Source organism: Effusibacillus dendaii, assembly GCF_015097055.1.
GTDB lineage: Bacteria > Bacillota > Bacilli > Tumebacillales > Effusibacillaceae > Effusibacillus > Effusibacillus dendaii.
In genome coordinates, this window is record NZ_AP023366.1 from 2,644,394 (window position 1) to 2,660,756 (window position 16,363).

Genomic DNA, 16,363 nt, shown 5'->3' on the forward strand with positions numbered 1-16,363 from the left:
ATTCAAGAAATAACAAGTCGTGGTGGAACTTTATCAAATTCCCCCCCATTACGTAAACTGGGAGGTTTACACTTCATGAGTGTTCAAAGATCAAAAGCGATATGCGTTTTAGGTATGCATCGAAGTGGAACATCCACAATTACTCGTGCGTTAAATTTAATTGGAGCTTATATTGGTAAACATGAACAATTAATGCCGCCGAAGGAAGGTAACAATCCAGAAGGTTTTTGGGAACATATGGGGATAGTAAAAATCCATGAACAGATACTTCATAGATTATCCTCTAATTGGGATACAACTATTCCACTTCCAGACAAGTGGTGGGAACTGCCAGAAATTCAACCTCTTAAAGACGAGTTGGTTAACTTAATTCATAATGAGTTTTTACAGTATCCCTTATGGGTGTGGAAAGATCCAAGATCTTGTTTGTTACTGCCTCTTTGGAAAGAGATATTTAAAGAGTTGAATATTGATGTCTCCTATGTCATAACGTTGAGAAACCCATTAGATGTGGCGGCTTCTCTTGAAAAGAGGGACGGTTTTTCGAAAGAAAAGTCTTTAGGAATTTGGACTTTATATACTTTATCCTCCCTAATGTATTCGAACGACTCAGATCGTATCGTAATTCACTATGATCGGTTTTTGGAGGACTGGAATTCCACTTTAAAGGATGTCGCGACAGTTTGTAATATTCCTTGGCCTGAAGATGACTTTAAATTGAGAGACGAGATGAAGAAATTTCTTAAGCCCAGTCTCCGACATAGTCAATCTAATGTCGAAAAGTTAATGGAAGATGAGAAAGTCCCAAGTTCAGTACTATCTACTTACCGTTACTGTCTTGAAGCAGAAAAGACTCATCCTGTGCTTCAATCAGCTGAATTCAAAAATAATATACATAAGCTTTTCAATGAGTATGTCGGTTATACTAAAATGATAAGTTCGAGCTTTAATCCTACAAATAATATACATCAAAGTTTGCAAATTTATTGGAACGATAACGGTGGGTATTCAGAAGAAAAATCTAAAATCGTCAGTGTGAATCCTGATGGCATGTTGCATACTTATGAATTATCTCTACCATCCAGTGTAATAGGTTCGTTACGAATAGATCCAGTTAACTTCCCTGCGTTTGTTGAGATCAAATCAATAGAACTTTTTAAAGAAACTCAAAAAGTAGAGAAACTTGAGTTATTGAAAAACTGCTCTTCAGACAATAACTTTGAAGGATTATCTGCAGGGACTGGTGTATTGCCACTGACAACCAAGGGCACATTCAAATTCCTTTCAATAAATGAGGATCCTCAACTTTTTATTAATGGGGTCACGATTTTAGATAAGGGACCTGTAATACTACGACTGGTCATGAAAGCAGAGGAACAAATTTCCTCTGATTTAACAAAACTGTTGGAAAGTGAGCTCAATAACCAGAAGACACAATTAAATCAATATGCTGCAGAGTTAGTGAATAAACAAAAGCAGATAAGTCAACAGGACGTTGAGTTGTCGAAAATGATGATTGAACTGACGGAAATAGAAGAACGGTTACTTGAACAAACCAATGAGTTATTGAGAATACAGATGAAGCTGACGGAAAAAGAAGAACAGTTGCTTGAACAAACCAATGAGTTATCGAGAATACAGATGAAACTGACGGAAAAAGAAGATCAGTTGTCTCATCTAACTAATGAATTGTCGAGTTTAAAATTTGACTTGCAGAAAAAAGGCCATCAGCTAGATGACCTGCTTGGTTCTACTTCATGGAAGGCTACCGCTCCTTTCCGTTGGCTGGGTACCAAAGCCCGAAAGATGAAGCAGGCAACCAAAAACAGTCTTCAAATACTTCTCCGTAGAAAGTATCGTTTGCAACTTATACCCGTTAATCAATTGCAACCTGGGAGTCAGGCGGGCGTTTGGCAATCGGTTGGGAATGACCCTCAGTTTCTTCTTCAGGGAAGTTTCCCGGTTGGGTGGGTAGAAATTTCGTGGGTTTCAATGGCGGATTCTTTAATACCTTTAAAGATATACTGGGACGAGGGTGCGGGTATCAATGAAAGTCAGAGCCTAAATCTTGGTTCAATCTTGCCAGAAGGAAATGTTCAATCTGCATACGTCAATTTAAGTCCCATGGCTAAGTCTCTTAGACTAGATCCTGGGGAAGAACCAGGCCAATTCATGTTATCGGATATAACAATAGTCAAAATTAGTCGGTTACATGTTGTTAAGAAATCTTTGAAATCATATTTGCGGATACACGGAAGTTCATTTTCCAGTCTCATCAACCTTGTTCAAAAAGCGTTAAGAATTTATTCGAATGAGGGGATTCGTGGTCTTTGGAATAGGGCCAAGTGTCCTTCAAAAAGTGACATACTAAGGGATCAGTTTAAAGACTATGAACAGTGGCTGAAATTAACGAAGCTGACAAACGAGAAAAGACAAGAGATTTTGGATGATATTGCAACATTGCCATATCAACCTTTGATTTCTGTAATTGTACCCGTTTATAACGTGGAAGAACGTTGGTTGCGAAAATGTATTGAATCGGTACGAAACCAACTCTATCCTAAATGGGAATTGTGCATTGCTGACGATGCTTCTCCTAAGTCTCACGTAAAGAAAGTCCTAAAAGAATATGCCACAAAAGACCCCCGTATAAAGGTGGTCTTTCGGGAAGCTAACGGACACATTTCAGAGGCCTCCAATTCAGCTTTAGAACTTGCAACAGGAGAATTCGTTGCTTTATTGGATCATGATGATGAATTAACTCCTGATGCTCTTTATGAAAATGTTATTTTACTTAATCGATACCCTGATGCAGATATGATCTACAGTGATGAAGATAAGATTAGTCCAGATGGACTAAGGCATTCACCGTTTTTTAAGCCTAATTGGTCACCAGATACATTTTTGTCTCAGATGTATACCTGCCATTTAGGGGTGTATCGGACTAGTCTCGTTCGTAGTGTAGGAGGGTTCCGTAAAGGATTTGAGGGAAGCCAAGATTACGATTTGGTCCTTCGTTTGACTGAGAAGACCGATCGAATCTTTCATATTCCTAAAATCTTATATCATTGGAGAACTATTCCTCAATCAACGGCGTCAAGCGCTGTTTCAAAAGGATATACTCAAGACGCCAGTTTGCGTGCTATTGAAGAGGCCTTGGTTCGCAGAAAAATTGACGGGTGGGTAGAAGCGGTGAAAGATACTCCGAATGTTTATCGGGTTCATCACCGTCCAAAGGGAGTGCCCCTCATTTCAATCTTAATCCCGATTCGAGATATGGCTGATGTCATTGATATATGCTTGAGTTCTATTTTTCAAAAGACAACCTATAAAAATTTTGAAGTTATCATTATTGATAACGGCAGCGAGCAACAACAAACATTTGATACTTTTGAAAAATGGATTGAAAGGGAACCGGAACGTGTACGGGTAGAACGTATGGAGATACCCTTTAATTACTCACGATTAAATAATTTGGCGGTTAAGTTGGCGAGAGGTGAGTTGATCTTACTATTAAATAATGATGTGGAAGTCATTTCTCCTGACTGGCTGGAGGAAATGGCAGGTCAAGCTCAACGGTCAAGTGTTGGCGCTGTTGGGGCGATGTTACTTTACCCGGATAAAACGATCCAACATGCGGGTGTAATACTGGTTGGTGGTGTTGCTGGCCACAGTCATAAACATTTTGACGCTGAGAGTCCTGGATACTTTTATCGCTTGCGTTTAGTAACAAATTATTCCGCAGTTACAGCAGCTTGCTTAATGGTAAGAAAAGAAGTGTTTGAACAGATAGGAGGATTGGATGAGGAGTTGGCAGTAGCTTTTAACGATGTTGATTTCTGTTTGAAACTAAGTGAAAAGGGACTTTATAATGTATGGTTACCTCATGTTCGACTTTATCACTATGAATCCAAAAGTAGGGGACACGAAGATACCCCGGAAAAACAATTGAGATTTCGGAAAGAGATTGACCTTATGAAAGAACGATGGGGTGATCTTCTATTAAATGACCCGTTCTACAATCCGAACTTAACACTAGATCGAGAGGATTTTTCGTTAGGGGTTCCTGTGAGATAGTTAAGTAGATATGTTCATTAACAAATGGAGGTATTCATGCTAGAAAACGTAATCTTTTCAACAAGAATCGTTGGCTAATATGGGTATTTCTCTTGATAGCTCCACTCATGTTTTTTATCTAATTGTATTTCAAAGTTTTACCTTGTCGCAAAGCGAATAAGCCATAAATGGGCCGCAAATATTTTGTGACACGGATACTCTTGCTGTATCAGATCCGGCTGCTTCAGCACATCAAGACGAACCTTGGTTAGTTTTTATTAAAAGAAGTTTGGGTTAGGAGAAAATCACACTCATCAATATGAAAAACGGGATAGGTACACCTTTTTTTAGTCACTGGAATCGGATATTTTCTATATTCTGAATTACTTAATGCGTCCGGCCCAATTTAGTTTGATATTTTTGTTTTACTGCATGTGTATATTTTGGTAATATGTCTTCATTTTCTGTTAACTCTCTATTGCCGTTCTGATATAGCTGTCCGTACGCAATTTTAATCGGCGTGTCCGGTGTGACATTTCATAAATCAACATGGTTCATTACGGGGGGGGGGGGATGGCTTCCAGTGATGCCCTTTTCCACAGTTAAGATAGCAAGAAGAAATGCAGAGAGAAAAAATTATTTAGTACTGTTCCCAGCTGTTCGTGCTCTCAATGACAGCAGGGAATATTCAGGACTTTGATGCATTGGATATTTTATTGCAGGACTGCTCCCGAATAATGGTGGGATAGGCCTAATGTTAAAGTGGGGACACGCAGTGCTTCCTTTCAAATCGATCATGACTTTCAAGGTGTTATCGTACTCGATTAGGCCTTCTCGAAAAACTGGATTATAGAGGGCAAGAATCCGGAACTTTTCGGCTACCTTTTTCCGGTTTGGAATCTTCCTTTTGATGAAAATAAGCAGTATCTCATTCAACACTGGCCGCGTGGCTTGATAGTACAATCATTCTAGAAGTTCGGTGAAAAAGCCCGCCTTAGCAGGCTTTTACCACGGGTTTGCCGAATTGATACTATAACAAACCATCGAAAGAGTGATTGAACATGGAAGCTCGTAAGTCATCGGCCATCCAGCCTCAGATGTTCCAATTTGTGGACATGGACGAACTGGTGCCCAAAAAGCATATCCTGCGCCAACTGAACGAAGCGCTTGATTTTTCCGTTGTCCATGACTGGGTGGCGCCGCTGTACACGGAACGTACCGGCCGCCCGGCGGCTGACCCGGAGCGGATGGTTCGATTGATGCTGCTTTCCTACCTGTTCAACCACTCCGAACGGGAATTGTATCAATTGCTATCTATGCATGCGGGCTATTTGTGGTTTTGCGGGCTGGATTTCGAATCCGTTCAGCGACCGAGTCCGAACCGTCCCTCCCTTCCGGATCGAACGACCTTGGTTAAGACCCGCAAATTGTGGCGAAAGCATGGGATTTTCGAGCAAATGATGATCCATGTTGTCGATCAGTGCATTGCGGCTGGCTTGGTAAAACCGGACGTCCACGCAGGGGTGGACGGATCGCAGGTACGAGCCAACGCATCCGTTCACAGCCTGCAGGAAATCACATTGGCCCCGGTGCATTCCATTGAGGAGTACTTGTCAGAATTAGCTCGTCAGGATCAAGACGAAATGCCTGTGGACCCGAAAAAGGAGGATTCCGATCCCCCTCCGTCGTCCTCCGTAAGGTCCGCTTCAGAGACGACACGCTTACAAGAAGAGGCTGTCCATGAAGACTTTCACGGCAAGAAGTTTTCCAATGCGACACACCGAAGCGTAACCGATCCGGACGCCCGGTTATACAAGAAGAGCAAAGGGCAGGAGGCCTATTTGCGCTATTTGGTCCATAACGTCGTCGATGTGACTTCAGGCGTCATTTTGTCAACGCAGGCAAGTCTTGCGGCGGGCACGGCGGAACGGGAGATCAGCCTTCGACAACTGGCAGCCCTTCGTTTTCAACATCCGACGATTCGGATTCGCACCGTATCCGCCGACAAAGCATATGGAACCCCGGAATATCTTGGCGCATTATTTGCACAAGGGATGATTCCGCTTGTTTCGCTTCGGAATCTGGAACTTTAACCGATCCCAACCTGGAACAGACAAACCCATGATCCAGAAAAACAGGGAAAAAGAGAGGTCAAAGTACAAGAAGTTCTGATCAAAAACAAAGCCAAACGAATCCAACTGGAAGGCAAGTATCGACAGATCCAAAAAAGGCGTACTCGTTGCGAACATGCCTTTGCAGAAGCAAAAACGGTGCACGGGCTGGATCGTGCACGGAGTAGGGGGCTGGAGAGTATGCAAGAGCAGACATTACTGACCGCCATCGTCCAAAATTTGAAAAGGTTATGCCGGTTTAAGAAAAAACGACCTCAAACCGGTATTTTGGCATGCCAAAATCCGGAATCCGTGATCAGGGAAGAAACTCTAACCTCTGCCATTTCCAGGTTATGTTCAGCTATTTTTTCGTGCATAAGGCCATTCCACACCGTAAACCGGCATTTTTCACCGGACTTCTAGGAAACATGGAATAGAGTTGGCGATGTTGGCCGGATTGAACAGGTCTGTTGGAGAATTCGTGTTCGAGATCGAATCGACGATCATGGATTATCCAGTCAATATCCTGAACCAATTGTTCAAAACCGCGACAAGCGGATACGATATTGTTTCGGCGGCTTCCTCAAAGAAACCTGGAATCAATTCGAGACTCTTTTACGCATTAATTAACAAGTTATCTTTTCTGGATCTGAGTTTATCGACCGAAAGTCTAAAAATAGTATCACGTAGGGCTTTGAACGCGATGCTTAATCATAAAGAAAAAGTAAGATACAGAAAGGCTCTTTATGCATTCACAGGTTACGGGCAAACCAAGTTGGAATATGAACCGCTTCCCGAAGTCAAAAAACCTCCTAAAAAACTTAATAGAGAAAACGTTACTTTGGCGTTTGATGTTATAGTATCCTTTTCTAACTACGGTTTAAAAGTTGCTCATTATCTGTCTCTAGGGTTCTTTCTGTTTTCGGTTTTGATGATCGGATATGCATTTTACAACTATTTGTTTAACGAAAAAGTGGTCGAAGGCTGGACCACTATTATGATCCTAGTGGCAACCGGATTTGCAGGATTGTTTTTTATCTTGGGGATGCTGGGGGAATATCTTGCCCGGGTTCTTATTGAAGTGCAGGACAGGCCTTTTTACAGTTTGAAATCAGTAGAGGTCTACAAAGATAAAGAACATTACCTAATGCCAAATTTTGCAGAACTGGAAGCGGCAGCCACTGCTGCAAGGAATGAGTTCTTGAAAACTTTGGAAGGAGAATCTGTATGAGTCGATGTTTAATAGGCTACACAGGATTCGTTGGCCAAACGCTGCTTAAGCAGACCACTTTTGACAGCTTGTTCAATTCAAAGAACATATCAGATATAAAGGGTAAAAATTTTGATTTGATCGTTTGTGCAGGTGCCTCTGCCGTTAAATGGAAAGCGAATCAAAATCCTGAAGAGGATTTACGGAATATCAATTCTTTGATTGAAAATCTGAAAGAAGTGGAGACAAAAAAGTTTATTCTTATTTCCACAGTGGATGTTTACAAAAATCCTATTCTGGTAGATGAAGATACGGTAATCGAGCCGGGTGAAATCGATCCTTATGGCAGACATAGATTTTATCTGGAACAGTTTGCAAGAGAGCATTGTAAGGATACTTTGACCATTAGGTTGCCCGGACTTTTCGGTACAGGCCTCAAGAAAAATTTTATTTATGATCTACTTAACAATAACTGCCTGCATCTGACCCATTATGAAAGTGCCTTCCAGTTCTATAATTTGAAGAATTTATGGAAGGACATTCAAATAGCACTTGAGAACAATCTTGAAATCGTGAATTTCGCAACCGAACCGGTCACTGCAAAGGAAGTTGCTTTAAACTGCTTTGGAGTTGACTTTTCAAATGTTACTGAGAAACCATCAGTATACTACGACATGCGTTCCAAGTTTTCAAACCTCTTTGGAGAAGACTTAAACTATATGTGTTCGAAACAGCATGTGCTCGAACAGATAAAACAATTTGTTGCCGAGCAAAAGAGGGTTGAATAATGAAAATTTCTATTTCTAACATTGCTTGGGACAATCCTGAAGAAGAAGAGATTTCCGCATTGATGCAATCACTTTCGATTCGGGGAGTTGAAATCGCCCCTACAAAAATATGGGAAACTCCTCTCGAGCAGGATGGTGTTTCAATCAGGGGTTACAGACAATTCTGGGAAGGCAAAAATATTGAGATTGTTGCCATGCAATCTTTGCTCTTCGGCCGTCCAGAGTTAACGATTTTTGACGATGAAGATGTCAGGTTAAAAACGAAAGAGTATCTGTCAAAGATTATTGTTTTGTCTTCAAAGCTTGGAATTCATGTGTTAGTGTTTGGATCCCCCAAAAACCGGTCAGTCCGAAACTTGGATAAGAGAAAGGTATGGACCATAGCAACAGAATTTTTCTCCGATCTGGGCAAAATTGCAGAGAAGTGTAATGTGAAATTTTGTATAGAACCGAATCCAGCGGAATATGGTTGTGATTTTATAAACACTTCGCTTCAAGGACTTGAACTGGTAAAAGAAGTGAACAGCCCTGGATTTGGTTTGCACCTCGACAGTGCGGCCATGATATTAAATGGTGAAGATTATTATTCAACCCTGGAAAAGTGTTTGCCGTTTCTAAATCATTTTCATATCAGTGAGCCTTATCTTCAACTGGTAGGGGAGCGACAAGACGAACATTTGAAAATAGCTGAAGCTTTGAAGTCGCTGGGATACAGGAATTGGGTTTCGATTGAAATGAAAAGTGGATTGTCGGACTCTAATTTCTCGTCGGTAAGATCGGCTATAGAATTTGTGGTGAAGACATATGGAAATTAACGTAAAATGAGGTATATGGAATGAAAATGAATGATGATAGTTGGCAAATACCAAAACATAATTTAATCGAACTTAAGGAACGCGCATCAAAGTATTGTGTTTGTATTCCTGTTATCAATGAAGGGGAAAGAATTCGTAATCAATTGCAGAGGATGGCCGAGGTCGCCAAGGGGATAGATATCATCATTGCGGATGGCGGAAGTACCGATGGTTCATTGGAATTGGATTTTCTCAAATCCATGGGAGTCAAGGCGTTGCTTGTGAAAACGGATAAAGGAAAGCTCAGCGCACAATTGCGTATGGGATTCGCGTATGCGATTCGGGAGGGATACGAAGGAATTGTTACAGTTGATGGTAACAACAAGGATAGTATGGAGTCGATCCCTGACTTTATCAAAGAACTGGAATCCAGTGCGGATTTTGTACAAGGTTCCCGACATGTACCAGGCGGTCAGGCAATCAATACACCGTTGATTCGAAGACTTGCCATTAAGTTAATTCATGTTCCGGTCATTTCTATGTTATCTGGATTTAAATATTCGGATACTACGAATGGGTTTCGTGGACATTCCCGTAGACTTTTGCTGGATCCGAGAGTTCAACCTTTCAGGGACCTATTTGACACATATGAACTCTTAGCCTATCTTTCTGTCAAAGCCCCTAGAATGGGATATAAAGTAAAAGAAATTCCCGTTATCCGAAAGTACCCGAAAACCGGTAAAACCCCTACAAAAATTAGTCCACTAAAGGGAAATATTACACTGCTAAAGATTCTTCTCAATTTAGCTTTAAAAAAGTATGATGTTAAGTGTTATGTTAGTCCGATCACACACAACCGGGAGGAAATAGAATGAAAGGCATTATCCTGGCGGGTGGAACTGGATCCCGTCTTTATCCACTTACAAAAGTAACAAATAAGCACTTACTGCCTGTAGGTAAATACCCGATGATTTTTCACGCTATTTATAAACTGCGTGAAGCAGATATTCAGGAAATCCTTATTGTGACCGGAAAGGATCACATGGGGGATGTGGTCAACCTTTTGGGAAGTGGCCGTGAATTAGGTGTAGAATTTACTTACAAGGTTCAAGACCAAGCAGGTGGAATTGCCCAAGCTCTGGGATTGGCGGAAGCGTTTGTCGGAAACGAGCAAATGGTTGTGATTCTTGGAGACAATGTGTTCTCTGATAGCATAATAGATTATGTTAAAAACTTTAAGCAACAGCAAAAAGGCGCCAAAATCTTGATTAAAGAAGTACACGATCCTAAACGGTACGGAGTTCCGGAACTGCAGGGTGACAAGATTGTTTCGATTGAGGAAAAACCTTCAGTTCCCAAGAGCTCTTTTGCAGTAACGGGTATCTATATGTATGACAGTCGTGTATTCGATATCATCAAAACCCTAGTTCCATCCGGCCGGGGGGAATTGGAAATCACAGATGTTAATAATGCCTATATTCAGAGTAATGAGCTGACCTATGATGTTCTGCAGGGATGGTGGACAGATGCAGGTACTCATGGATCCTTAACACGCGCCAATGAGCTGGCAAAGGATCTTTACTTTGGGGACGATTTCGGTAAGTTGAAACTATAATAAAGCGGAGTGGAATGAAATGAGACTTCTTATTACCGGTGGAGCAGGATTTATAGGCAGTAACTTCGTCCACTACATGATTAATAAGTACCCGAATTATCAAATTATCAATCTGGATGCTTTAACGTACGCTGGAAACCTTGAGAATCTGCACAATATTGAAAGACATTCTAATTACTCCTTTGTAAAAGGGGATATCATAGACCGCCAATTGGTTGATGAGCTTTTTAAACGTGGAGTTGACGTGGTAGTTAACTTTGCTGCGGAATCTCATGTTGACCGGAGTATCACGGACCCAGATATATTTGTTAAAACGAATGTGATGGGAACACAGGTGTTGCTCGATGTGGCAAAAAAATATGGAGTTAAAAAATATGTTCAGGTATCAACTGATGAGGTATATGGTACATTAGGGGAAACGGGACTGTTTACAGAACAAACATCGCTCGCTCCAAACAGTCCTTATTCGGCGAGTAAAGCGGGGGCCGACTTGCTTGTCCGGGTGTATCATGAAACGTTTGGTCTGCCGGTTAACATTACCCGTTGTTCCAACAATTACGGACCGTATCAGTTTCCAGAAAAACTGATACCGTTGATGATTGCCAATGCTCTATCGGACAAGCCTCTGCCCGTGTATGGTGACGGTTTGAATATCCGAGACTGGCTGCATGTTTACGATCACTGTTCGGCCATCGATCTCGTGATTCACAAAGGGAAAAACGGGGAAGTATACAACATTGGTGGCAATAATGAGAGAACTAATATTGATATTGTAAAAACGATTCTGCACGAATTGGGTAAACCGGAATCCCTTATTCGATTTGTGTCAGATCGTCTCGGGCATGACCGCCGTTACGGGATTGACGCGAAAAAGATTAAAACGGAATTGGGGTGGCAACCAAAATATACGTTTGAAACTGGTATCAAGGAAACAATCCGATGGTATCTTGACCATCAGGATTGGTGGAAACGGATTCAGTCGGGAGCTTATCAGGAATATTACGAGAAACAATATGGAGAGCGGTTGGGTGCTAATAAATGAGAGTACTGGTGACAGGTGCAAATGGACAACTCGGGAAAGATGTTGTGAAAATTTTAAGTGAACGTCACGAAGTACACGGGTTTGGCCGTGATAGATTGGATATCACAGATCTGACACAGTGCCGTGAAGTGGTTCGTTCAATCAGACCAGATATAATCATACATGCGGCTGCTTATACGGCTGTTGATCTCGCCGAATCGGAAGAAGATCAGGCATATCGTTTAAATGCGTTGGGAACGAGAAATATTGCCCTTGCTTCCCGAGAAGTCGAAGGCAAGATTTGTTATATCAGTACCGATTACGTATTTGACGGAATGGCTGAAAGCCCGTACAGGGAATATGACCATACCAACCCTATCAACGTGTATGGAAAATCAAAACATGCTGGTGAACAGTTTGTACAAACGATGACAACCAAGCATTTCATTGTGAGAACATCTTGGGTGTATGGCCTGCACGGTAATAATTTTGTCAAAACCATGTTGAAGCTGGGCAAGGAACGGGAGTCACTTCAAGTGGTAAATGACCAGATCGGTTCGCCCACGTATACGGTCGATTTGGCTCATTTTCTTGAGCAATTGATAACAACCGATTTTTATGGAATTTATCACGCAACCAATGCAGGGGTTTGTTCCTGGTTTGAGTTTGCGAATGCAATCTTCGAAGAAAGTGGCATCACGGTAAATGTGAATCCTTGTACCACAGAAGAATTTCCCCGTCCTGCAGCCAGACCGAACTACTCTGTACTCGATCACATGGCCATTCGGACAAACGGTCTCTCCGATCTACGGCACTGGCGGGAAGCGTTGAAAGATTTCATGCAGGAATTCAAAAACCAAAATTTCTGACCGGGATGATTCCGATGTCAAAAGTGAGTGTTCATATTGTCACATATAACTCTGCTCGTGATATCGAAACCTGTTTAGCGTCCGTATTCAAGCAGACCTGCCCGATTGACCAAATCATAGTGATCGACAATGATTCCCATGATGGTACTTCGGAAATACTACAAGCGTATAACAATAAAATTAAGTTTGTGCAGAATAACACAAATTTGGGGTTTGCAGCCGCCCATAATCAAGCGATTCGGATATCGAACAGCGATTATTGTTTAATCTTAAATCCGGATGTGGTTCTTAATCCTGGTTATGTTGAGAGATTGCTAGATCATGCGAAACAAGACCCTGAAATTGGGGCGGCCACCGGCAAATTGTTGCTTGCCTCTGCAGTCGATCAAATTGACAGCACAGGTATCTTAATCACTAAATCCCGCAGGGCGTTTGATCGGGGAGTCAACCAACCTGCAGATCGATGGAACTCAGTTCAAGAAGTATTTGGCGTATCGGGTGCTGCCGCTTTGTACCGACGAGAAATGATTGAGGACATTAGCTTAAACTGCCAATTTTTTGATGAATCTTTCTTTGCCTACAAAGAAGATGTCGATGTGGCGTGGCGCGGTCAGTTGTTAGGGTGGAAAGCTGTTTATGTGCCGGACGCCGTTGCGTACCATGAACGTGGTTGGAAAACGGGGAAGCGATCTAAACAGTCGGTGCGGATTCGCCAACACTCTTATATTAATCGTTATCAGATGATGCTAAAAAACGAGAGTTTATTTTTCTTTCTGCTCCATCTACCGTTTATATTGCCTTATGAACTGGCGGCATTTCTGTACATGATGGTAAGGGAGCCAAACGTATTGTCTGCTTGGAAAATCTTGTTTAGAAATTTGCCCCATTTGATCAAATGGCGCAAATGGATTAAACAGAAACGAACAGTACCGTATCATGAGGTCTATCGTTTCTTTTAAAGGGTGGTTATCATGAAGATCACAGAAACGAAATTATCGGGAGTATTCATCATCGAACCGGATGTGTTTGAAGATCATCGCGGTTTTTTTATGGAAAGTTACAATCAGGAGAAGTTCCGAGGATTAGGCCTGGACTTTAATTTTGTGCAGGACAACCAGTCGTTATCCGTGGAAGTGGGTACGCTGCGTGGATTGCATTACCAATTGGAGCCGAAAGCGCAAACCAAATTGGTCCGTGTCTTGTCTGGTGCCATCTATGATGTAGCGGTTGATATCCGAAAAAATTCTCCAACGTTTGGTCAGTGGGTGGCAGTCGAGTTAAGCGTTGCGAATAAGAAGCAGTTGCTGATTCCGAAAGGATTTGCCCACGGATTCTGTACAATTGAACCGAATACGATGGTATTCTATAAAGTGGACGAGTTTTATTCACCCGAACATGATCGCGGGATTCTGTGGAATGACCCGGAGATTGGAATTCCGTGGCCGACTGATAACCCCGTTTTATCCCAGAAAGATCAAATTCATCCTTCATTAAAAAATGCGGAAATCAGTTGACATAAAAATGATATAATGAGAGAAATGCTTGCTAGGAGGTTCTTATGGATCTGTCAATTGTCATCGTCAGTTACAACACCAAAGACCTCCTGATCCAAACGCTCGATTCAGTGTTTCGTCACACTTCAGGGCTTTACTTGGAAGTATTTGTGGTAGATAACGCTTCATCCGATGGAAGTCCAGAGGCAGTAACGGATCTGTATCCACAGGTGAAGATTATCCGTAATCAAAAGAACGAGGGATTCGCAGCAGCTAACAACCAGGCGATTGAACAGGCAACGGGTCGCTATATACTGCTGTTAAATTCCGACACCATTGTGCAGGAATCAACGTTTCATACGATGATTACATATATGGATGGTCATTCAAAGATCGGTGCGGCTGGATGCAAAGTCGTTAAACCGGACGGAACGCTTGATTTGGCTTGTCGCCGCAGTTTTCCGACACCGATGAATTCCTTGTACCAGGCGTTAAAACTGGACAAATTGTTTCCGCAAAGCCCGCGCTTTGCCTCCTACAATCTGACATATCTCGATGAAAACGAAATGTATCAGGTAGATTGTCTGGTTGGTGCGTTTATGATGGTGCGGCGGGAAACGATTGACCAGGTCGGGATGCTTGACGACCAGTTTTTTATGTATGGCGAAGATATTGATTGGTGCTATCGGATCAAACAGGCCGGTTGGCAGATTTGGTATTATCCGAAAACAAGTATCATTCATTATAAAGGGGCCAGCAGTGCGAAAAAGAAGTACCGCATGATTTGGGAGTTCCACAGGGCTATGATCCTTTATTACCGGAAACATCATGCCGGAAATTCTATATTTCTGGTAAACTGGCTGGTCTATTTAGGAATCTTGTCGCGTTACGTGATGGTTGCAACGTTAAACCTGTTCAAAAAGCGAGGGAAGCAGCATGATCCGCTCTTATCAAACCCTTCTCAATCGCATACTTATACTGCTTGATGCGAGCGTAGTTGCCCTTGCGTTCTATTTGGCATGGTTTCTGAAATTCCGCTCCGGATTGATGGATTCGACCGATTCAATTGGCGAATTGGGTTACGTAGGAATCGCCATAGCCATGATTCTCGTCTATTTGATTACCAATTCGATATATGGGCTGTACACGCCCCATCGAACCCGGAGGCTTCGGAGTGAATTGACGCAGATTGTCAAAAGTTCAGTGACGGGCGTTCTGATTCTGATGAGTATCCTGTTCTTTATTAAAGAAATTCACGTTTCCCGTGCGGTACTGGGGATGTTTATGGGCCTGTCTGTTGTTTTCCTTTCAATGGAACGGATCGGTTTGCGGATGGTTTTACGGCGAATGCGATCGATGGGATACAACAAAAAGTTTATGCTGATTATTGGGGCTGGTCCGTTGGGCCGGAATGTACTGAAACTGATCACGGATAACAGACAGTTCGGATTTGAAGTGCTGGGATTTCTGGACGACCGACTGTATCCGGTTGCCGAAACGGTGGATGATGTGCCAATTTTGGGAACGATAGACGAACTGGAAACCGTTTTAAACAGCCATTTGATCGATCAGGTGGTATTGGCGCTGCCCATCGAGGCACATCATAAGATTGGACAGATTATCAGCCTGTGTGAAAAAATGGGCATTCAGGCGCTCATCATCCCGGACTATTTCAACTACCTGCCTGCCAAACCGAAATTTGAAGAAGTCGGCGGCATTCCGATGATCGATGTGCGGCATGTGCCTTTGGACGAGGCGATGAATGCGGGCATCAAGCGGATTTTTGACATCGGGTTTTCGTTGGCGGCTTTATTGGTACTTTCCCCGCTGCTTCTCATCATTGCGGTCGGTGTCAAACTTACATCGCCCGGCCCTGTTCTGTTCGCGCAGGAACGGGTAGGGAAAAACCGCCGGATTTTTAAAATGTACAAGTTTCGCTCAATGCGGGTCAGCACGGATGAATCGTCGGATACGCAGTGGACGGTGGAAAATGACCCCCGTCGAACGAAGTTTGGTTCTTTCTTGCGAAAAACCAGTTTGGATGAGCTCCCCCAGTTCTTTAATGTGCTGAAGGGAGATATGAGCATTATCGGTCCGCGTCCGGAACGGCCTTATTTTGTCGAACAGTTTAAAGAGGATATTCCGAAATACATGATCAAGCACCGTGTTCGCCCGGGGATCACCGGCTGGGCGCAGATCAACGGCTGGCGCGGCGACACGTCGATTGAAGAACGTATCAAGTATGATATACATTATATTGAGAACTGGACCTTTGCAATGGATTTGAAGATTGTGTGGAAAACGGTGGTTAATGGGTTTGTTAATAAGAATGCGTATTGAGGCTGTGAAAGAGGAAGAGCAGAATAAACAATTACAATTTGAACGTTTCAGAGCGGGGACATCGGA

At 42.5% G+C, this 16,363-nt stretch carries 12 protein-coding genes and 1 pseudogene; all 13 read left to right on the forward strand.

Going from position 1 to position 16,363, the window contains the following annotated elements:
* Positions 1-75 precede the first annotated feature (75 nt).
* The 13 genes and pseudogenes from skT53_RS18585 to skT53_RS14275 all read left to right on the forward strand — a co-directional run bounded on the left by skT53_RS18585 (position 76) and on the right by skT53_RS14275 (position 16,297).
* On the forward strand, positions 76-4,077 hold the full coding sequence (locus tag skT53_RS18585) for a glycosyltransferase (RefSeq protein ID WP_226375224.1): 4,002 nt from the start codon (positions 76-78) through the stop codon (positions 4,075-4,077).
* Between the two features lie 1,040 nt (positions 4,078-5,117).
* A pseudogene (locus skT53_RS14220) lies at positions 5,118-6,590 on the forward strand (transposase).
* A gap of 16 nt (positions 6,591-6,606) precedes the next feature.
* Positions 6,607-7,398 carry a hypothetical protein gene (locus skT53_RS14225; protein WP_200758170.1) on the forward strand — a complete coding sequence of 264 codons (792 nt, stop codon included), beginning with the start codon at positions 6,607-6,609 and terminating at the stop codon, positions 7,396-7,398.
* Complete coding sequence (locus tag skT53_RS14230) at positions 7,395-8,165, forward strand: NAD-dependent epimerase/dehydratase family protein (protein WP_200758172.1); 771 nt, start codon at positions 7,395-7,397, stop codon at positions 8,163-8,165. Before skT53_RS14225 ends, skT53_RS14230 begins: the two co-directional genes overlap by 4 nt.
* Positions 8,165-8,980 carry a sugar phosphate isomerase/epimerase family protein gene (locus tag skT53_RS14235; protein ID WP_200758173.1) on the forward strand — a complete coding sequence of 272 codons (816 nt, stop codon included), beginning with the start codon at positions 8,165-8,167 and terminating at the stop codon, positions 8,978-8,980. Before skT53_RS14230 ends, skT53_RS14235 begins: the two co-directional genes overlap by 1 nt.
* A gap of 20 nt (positions 8,981-9,000) precedes the next feature.
* Positions 9,001-9,834, forward strand: a complete 834-nt coding sequence (locus skT53_RS14240) for a glycosyltransferase family 2 protein (RefSeq protein ID WP_226375225.1) — start codon at positions 9,001-9,003, stop codon at positions 9,832-9,834.
* Entirely contained in the window at positions 9,831-10,574 is a 744-nt protein-coding gene (locus skT53_RS14245; protein ID WP_200758175.1) for a sugar phosphate nucleotidyltransferase, read from the forward strand. The genes skT53_RS14240 and skT53_RS14245 overlap by 4 nt, the downstream gene beginning before the upstream one ends.
* A gap of 19 nt (positions 10,575-10,593) precedes the next feature.
* The gene (gene rfbB / locus skT53_RS14250) at positions 10,594-11,616 is read left to right on the forward strand and encodes a dTDP-glucose 4,6-dehydratase (protein WP_200758177.1); all 1,023 of its coding nucleotides are present in this window, start codon (positions 10,594-10,596) and stop codon (positions 11,614-11,616) included.
* Positions 11,613-12,464, forward strand: a complete 852-nt coding sequence (gene rfbD / locus skT53_RS14255; protein WP_200758179.1) for a dTDP-4-dehydrorhamnose reductase — start codon at positions 11,613-11,615, stop codon at positions 12,462-12,464. The genes rfbB and rfbD overlap by 4 nt, the downstream gene beginning before the upstream one ends.
* Positions 12,465-12,478: 14 nt before the next feature.
* The gene (locus tag skT53_RS14260; RefSeq protein ID WP_200758181.1) at positions 12,479-13,423 is read left to right on the forward strand and encodes a glycosyltransferase family 2 protein; all 945 of its coding nucleotides are present in this window, start codon (positions 12,479-12,481) and stop codon (positions 13,421-13,423) included.
* A gap of 12 nt (positions 13,424-13,435) precedes the next feature.
* Positions 13,436-13,978, forward strand: a complete 543-nt coding sequence (gene rfbC / locus skT53_RS14265; RefSeq protein WP_200758183.1) for a dTDP-4-dehydrorhamnose 3,5-epimerase — start codon at positions 13,436-13,438, stop codon at positions 13,976-13,978.
* A gap of 44 nt (positions 13,979-14,022) precedes the next feature.
* On the forward strand, positions 14,023-14,943 hold the full coding sequence (locus skT53_RS14270; protein ID WP_200758185.1) for a glycosyltransferase family 2 protein: 921 nt from the start codon (positions 14,023-14,025) through the stop codon (positions 14,941-14,943).
* Complete coding sequence (locus skT53_RS14275) at positions 14,894-16,297, forward strand: undecaprenyl-phosphate glucose phosphotransferase (protein ID WP_200758193.1); 1,404 nt, start codon at positions 14,894-14,896, stop codon at positions 16,295-16,297. Before skT53_RS14270 ends, skT53_RS14275 begins: the two co-directional genes overlap by 50 nt.
* The last annotated feature ends 66 nt before the right edge of the window (positions 16,298-16,363 follow it).